We start from the raw sequence: 6175 nt of genomic DNA on the forward strand, positions 1-6175 counted from the left end.
AAAGATACACAACGCTGACAAGGTCTATGTTGAGTTCTATACTTCCATTCTAATGGGAACTGATCTCGAAAAGATGGAGCAGCTCTATAAAAAGAAGATAACTGTGCTCTCAAGGGAAGATGTGGAGCAACATGCTGAGGATTGGTTGGTTGGTGCGAAGGACAGGAATGTCGTCTTTTTGACAGGTGGGGATACCATGGTGTCCACGACACATGTGGACCTGCGTCTGCGGGCAGCGGACATGGGTATCGAGACGACCCTTGTACACGGAGCTTCCATCGCATCTGCTATATGCGGGCTTTCCGGCCTCCAGAACTATCGTTTTGGTAAATCCGTCACCATACCTCACCCTTATGTGAGCAGCCGTGGGGTAAGGGTGGTATCTCAGACTCCTTATGATACTATTAAGAAGAACATCGAAGCAGGACTCCATACGGCTGTTTTCCTTGACATAGACAAGGACAAAGGCTATATGACAGTCAATCAGGCAATGGAGATCTTGCTTGAGGTTGAGGGCAAACTTGGTGAAGGTGTTATGAACGATCGCCTCGCAGTAGGGGTCGCTCGTGCTGGTTCACCATCCCCTGTGGTGAAAGCGGACTATGTTGAAGCTCTAAGGAATTACGATTTCGGGGGACCACTTCATATAGTTGTGATCCCGGCAGAGCTGCATTTTGTCGAAGCAGAAGCTCTTGTAAAGCTTGCTGGTGCACCTGAAGAGATCCTTGAGAATGTGGATTGATGTTTTATCACTTTCTCCTTTTTAATTTTATCAATATCCAGCTGTCCATAAAGCACAATAGATATAAATCGTAAGCACCTTTTTCCGTGAGAGAGTGACAATGCACGGTTCAGTAGGAATTATTTCAGGTGAGACCGGTTCGTTTGGTTTTAACTTCCTTATTTCAGATAGTACTGCCGTTCATCGAGGGGAATATGTAAAGGCATGGCACGAGTCGGATGGCTGGGTGCTTTGTCAGGTGTTATCCATCAAAAGGTCAAGCGATGTAGCCAATAACAAACATTCTTTCGATGAGGCAAAAAAGGTCTTCGATGAACTGAAAAAGGAAAGTAAGGCGAACAAAAGGTCAGATCGTATAGTTGCAGAGGCTACGGTTATAGGAAGTCGTGACCCATCCGGTCTTCTTAGGTCTCCTAAGACTCCGTTCAGCCCTGGAGATGATGTTTTCCCGGCAGACAATGACCTTATAAGCTCAGCATTAGGTCTTTCGGGCAATGAGATGTACATTGGCATGCTGGATGGCACGGACATTCCTGTTCATCTTAGTGTGAACAGCCTTGTTCAGAAACATGTCAGTATCCTTGCAAAGACCGGTAGTGGTAAGTCATACACTGCTGCTGTATTGCTCGAGGAACTGCTTGATCGTAAAGTTCCCCTTCTGATAATCGATCCTCATAGCGAATATGCTTCAATGAAGGATCCTTCTTCGAAAAATGATGGTTTTAAGAAGTTTGGCATATCCCCTAAGGGCTATGGTTCTGATGTTACTATCTATACTCCTGCTAACAAAGTGATAAATCCTAATGCCGATGAGCTTTTCAGATTGAACGGGAACAATCTGACGGCAAAGGACCTGACAGCTATCTTCCCTGATAACTTCACGGCAACCCATATCGGTATTCTCTATGAGGCCATACAGAAACTGCGGGCTGAGATGGAAACCTATACTCTTGATGATATCATCTTCGAGGTCGGGAACAATGAGAGCAAGGCTCGCTGGAACGTGATGGGTGTACTTGAGGATATTCGTGATTCAGATATCCTTTCTTCCTCTCCCACTGAGCTCAATGAGCTTATGTGCAATGGTAAAGCATCGGTCATCGATTTCAAGGGTGTACCTCCGGAACTTCAAAGTATGATAGTTGCACGTCTTTGCAGTGCGCTTTTCGAGGCACGTAAGATGAACTCGATTCCTCCTGGTATGCTTGTGGTGGAAGAAGCCCACAATTTTGCACCTGAAAGAGGATTTAGCAAGACCGTAAGTTCTGAGGTACTGCGCACTATCGCATCGGAAGGGAGAAAGTTCGGTCTTGGGATGATGGTGATATCCCAGCGTCCGGCAAGGATCGACAAGAACGTCCTCTCACAATGTGGTACGCAGGTCATTATGAAGGTCACGAATCCAAATGATCTGAAATCCATTAGTAAGGGCCTGGAAGGTGTCAATTCTTTCGTGGAGGACGAACTTATGCGATTGCCGCCGGGTGTCGCCATGCTGGTGAGTAACGATATTGAAAGACCGGTCCTTGTGGACATCAGGGTAAGAAAGTCAAAGCACGGCGGTGAATCTGTGAATGTCTTGAAGAGCTCGAAGAAGGCGCCTCCTGAGCCTGTTAAGCGTGCTTCTAAAAAAGCAAGTCCTCCTTCTCCGAAGCCTGCATCTGTGGAGCAGAAAGTTTCCTCGAACAGTCCGCCTCCCAAAAGGACACCTACCAAAGAGGTGGGGAAAGAAGGCGGTGGTCTTTTCAAGAAGATATTCGGTTCGGAAAAGTGATGTCTCAACGGATGGGTTTATAAAGGCAGTACTTATAGTGGTGTGATTGTGGCAGCAGATCTGAATGAAAAGGTCGAAAGGTATGAACGGCTATTGAGAGAAGCTCTTGCTAAAGCCGATATAAGCCCTATCGAGAATTCACATATGCGTACGGTGGCTGAGGATTACAAGAATATGGCCCGCTCTTATTATGAGGACGGTATACATTTTATCAAGTCTGAAGACCCCGTGAATGCGCTTATATGTTTCAGTTATGGGCATGCATGGTTGGATGCGGGCGCACGTCTTGGTGTGTTCGATGTTGATGATGATGTGTTGTTCACAATATGATGATAATTCAATAATTTTATTTTAAATAGAAAACAATGAATGTTTTAAATATAGAGTATTTGGAGAGAATCAAACGATGACAAATTATCATGTTACACTTGAAGCGGCTTGGTTGGTAAGAGATGTAGAAACAGCGGATGATGCTATTGGGGTAGCCATCTCGGAAGCTGGTAAAAGATTGAACCCAAAAAAACTTGATTTTGTAGAGGTCGATGTGGGTACTACTTACTGTCCTGCCTGCAGTGAGCCATTTGGCAGTGTTTTCATTGCAGCTAACACCGCGCTCGTTGGTCTTGTGCTTGAGATGAAGGTATTCGACGCTGAAAGCGATGAACATGCTTCAAGGATCGCTAAATCCGTTATTGGAAAGGCACTTACGGATGTTCCTCTGAACGTTGTGGACGTTGAAGCGTTCGACTGAAACGGAGTTTGAATATGTCTGATTCCATCTCCGTTGTGGGCCACGCTGCAATTGACTTTCTTTTTGATGTGGAGGGCATTTCAGGTCCCAATGAATCAAATCCTATTGTGGACTATCAGCGTTTCTACGGAGGTGGGGCAGCCAATATCGTTGCAGCTATTGCTATCCTTGGCGGGAAATCCCAGTTGATATCCGCCGTGGGTGATGATTTTTCAACTTCCGGCTACGAGGGATACCTTGAGTCTTTAGGTGTCGACCTTTCCCTGCTTTTCAGGCTTAAAGGGGAAAAAGGAACGGCTGCATATGTTTTTACTGATCCTTTTCATAATCAGTCTACTTACTTCTATTGGGGTGCTTCTGCAAAACTGAAAGAGCTGGAACCTCCTGAAGTTGATTTTGTCCACCTTGCTACTTCGGAGTCTAATTTCAATGCAAAGATGGCAAAAAAAGCGAAGTTCGTGTCTTTCGATCCGGGGCAGGACCTTGTGACATACACAAGGGAAAATCTTGAAACTGTCCTTTCGAATACTGATATTCTTTTCACTAACAAGCATGAGATAAAGCGGGTATGTGAGATGACCGAAAGCTCTTTTGAGGATATCAGGGCGCAGATCGATGTTGTCGTTGTCACTTACGATGCTGATGGAAGCAAGATATTCACTGCGGATGCTGAATATGAAATTCCTATAGTTCCTGTAAAGGCACTCGATCCTACAGGTGCGGGTGATGGTTATCGCGCGGGTTTCCTTGTGTCATACAGGCGTGGTTATTCTCTTGATGTATGTGGCAGGATAGGCGCAACAGTTGCTTCCTTTGCAGTAGGGACCGTTGGATGCCAGACCGATCTTCCAACATGGGATGATATGGTTGTCAGGTATGAAAGTCATTTTGGAGCATTTCCATCTTTGGATGGTTAAGTTCCTTTCATTATCCTTTTTTCAACAGGTCGTTGTTTTCCCTAACAACAAATTATTTTTACACATTTCTATACTAAAACCTGTCAGGTAAGGGTTTGCGTTATCCTGTGATCAAAGCAGAATTGATCCTATGTAAAAAAAAGTTATCAATACCGTGTATTTCAACACGGTATTGTTGATGTTGTTTATTGTTTGTTCTCAAGGACTGCGTGTGCGGCTGCAAGTCTTGCAATAGGCACACGGAATGGTGAACAGCTGACATAGTTCAGTCCGACGTTGTGTCCGAACTTTATGGATTTTGGTTCTCCGCCGTGTTCTCCACAGATGCCTATCTTGATATCAGGTCTTGTTGCACGTCCTTTTTCGATTCCTATCTTCACAAGCTGACCGACACCATCCTGGTCGAGCACTGCGAACGGGTCATCCTCAAGGATGCCGCTTTCAAGGTAGGATGGCAAGAACTTACCTGCATCATCTCTGCTGAATCCGAAGGTCGTCTGTGTCAGATCGTTAGTCCCGAAGGAGAAGAACTCTGCTTCCTTTGCTATCTGGTCTGCGGTGAGGGCTGCTCTTGGCAGTTCTATCATCGTACCTACCAGATAGTCGAGCTTAATTCCCATTTCTTCCATCACAGATTCAACGACGGTGGTAACGTGTTTCTTGACGAACTCAAGCTCTTTTACGTGGCTAACAAGAGGTATCATTATCTCAGGTACTATCTTCATACCTTCCTTTGAAAGCTCGCATGCAGCTTCGATGATAGCCTGTGCCTGCATTTCGTATATCTCAGGATATGTGATACCAAGGCGGCATCCTCTGTGTCCGAGCATTGGGTTTATCTCTTTCAGATATTCGATACGTTCGCCTATCTTCTTAACCCTATCCATTTCTTTTTGGGATGTGTCCGAAGATTCGAGCTCTCTGAGTTTATCCATGACTTCTTCGTGGACTGGCAGGAACTCATGGAGGGGTGGGTCAAGTAACCTGATAGTTACCGGGAATCCTTCCATTGCTTTGAAAATACCGATAAAGTCCTCTCTCTGCATTGGCAGGAGCTTCTTAAGCGCCATTTTTCTGGACTCGATATCCTCGGCCATTATCATTTCACGCACAGCAGGGATCCTGTCCTCTCCGAAGAACATGTGCTCTGTTCTGCACAATCCAATTCCCTCTGCACCGAAATCACGTGCAACCTCAGCATCATGTGGTGTGTCGGCATTTGTCCTTACTTTAAGGGTGCGTACTTCGTCAGCCCATTTGAGTATGGTCTCAAGCTCGTCAGTAACTCCCGGAAGGATGAGGTCGACCTCTCCTAAAATGACATTTCCTGTGGAGCCGTCAATGGAGATCATGTTGCCTTCTTTGACGGTATAATCACCAACATTGAAGATCTTCTCTTTCATGTCGATGGTGATCTCGCCGCATCCTGCAACACATGGCTTACCCATGCCTCTTGCGACAACAGCAGCGTGTGATGTCATTCCACCGCGAACTGTCAGTATACCTTCTGCAGCGTTCATACCGCCTATATCTTCAGGTGATGTCTCTGCACGTACGAGGATGGTCTTCTCACCATTCTTTGCCATCTCTTCAGCATGTTCGGCTGTGAACACGACCTCTCCGACAGCTGCTCCCGGGGATGCAGGAAGTCCTGTTGCCATTACCTCGTATGTTGAGGTAGGGTCGATGTTCGGATGCAGAAGTCTGTCTATCTGTTCAGGCTCGACCCTTAAGAGTGCGGTATCTTTATCGATAAGTCCTTCTTCGACCATTTCGGTAGCTATCTTAATGGCCGCTGCTGCCGTTCTCTTGCCGGTCCTTGTCTGAAGCATGAACAGTTTGCCTTTCTCTATGGTGAACTCTATGTCCTGCATGTCCTTGAAGTGATCCTCCAGTTTCATGTAGATATCAACGAGCTGGTCATAGACCACAGGCATAGTGTTCTTGAGGGCTTTGATGGGTTGTGGTGTTCTGATACCTGCAACCACATC

6 protein-coding genes are annotated in these 6175 nt (G+C 45.9%); 5 read left to right on the forward strand and 1 reads right to left on the reverse strand.

All coding sequences use genetic code 11. The features are described from left to right. From dph5 to QAS77_RS09760, 5 genes are all read left to right on the forward strand, one after another. Window positions 1-742 (forward strand): diphthine synthase (gene dph5, locus QAS77_RS09740; protein WP_305065260.1); only part of this gene is annotated, 742 nt, incomplete at its 5' end. 100 nt (window positions 743-842) lie between these two features. Beyond that, complete coding sequence (locus tag QAS77_RS09745) at window positions 843-2516, forward strand: helicase HerA domain-containing protein (RefSeq protein WP_305065262.1); 1674 nt, start codon at window positions 843-845, stop codon at window positions 2514-2516. 48 nt (window positions 2517-2564) lie between these two features. Beyond that, window positions 2565-2846, forward strand: a complete 282-nt coding sequence (locus tag QAS77_RS09750; RefSeq protein WP_172368175.1) for a DUF357 domain-containing protein — start codon at window positions 2565-2567, stop codon at window positions 2844-2846. A gap of 76 nt (window positions 2847-2922) precedes the next feature. Next, complete coding sequence (locus QAS77_RS09755; protein ID WP_172368174.1) at window positions 2923-3267, forward strand: DUF555 domain-containing protein; 345 nt, start codon at window positions 2923-2925, stop codon at window positions 3265-3267. A gap of 14 nt (window positions 3268-3281) precedes the next feature. Continuing rightward, window positions 3282-4184, forward strand: a complete 903-nt coding sequence (locus QAS77_RS09760; protein ID WP_305065265.1) for a carbohydrate kinase family protein — start codon at window positions 3282-3284, stop codon at window positions 4182-4184. A gap of 185 nt (window positions 4185-4369) precedes the next feature. Here the strand turns inward: QAS77_RS09760 and ppdK are convergent. Continuing rightward, window positions 4370-6175 (reverse strand): pyruvate, phosphate dikinase (gene ppdK / locus QAS77_RS09765; protein WP_305065267.1); only part of this gene is annotated, 1806 nt, incomplete at its 5' end.

Origin of the sequence: Methanococcoides sp. (assembly GCF_030594565.1) — an archaeon.
GTDB lineage: Archaea > Halobacteriota > Methanosarcinia > Methanosarcinales > Methanosarcinaceae > Methanococcoides > Methanococcoides seepicolus.

Excerpts from the sequence above, each read along its gene's own strand:
- QAS77_RS09745 (WP_305065262.1), top strand. The coding sequence starts at position 843 with ATGCACGGTTCAGTAGGAATTATTTCAGGTGAGACCGGTTCGTTTGGT.
- QAS77_RS09755 (WP_172368174.1), top strand. The coding sequence starts at position 2,923 with ATGACAAATTATCATGTTACACTTGAAGCGGCTTGGTTGGTAAGAGAT.
- QAS77_RS09760 (WP_305065265.1), top strand. The coding sequence starts at position 3,282 with ATGTCTGATTCCATCTCCGTTGTGGGCCACGCTGCAATTGACTTTCTT.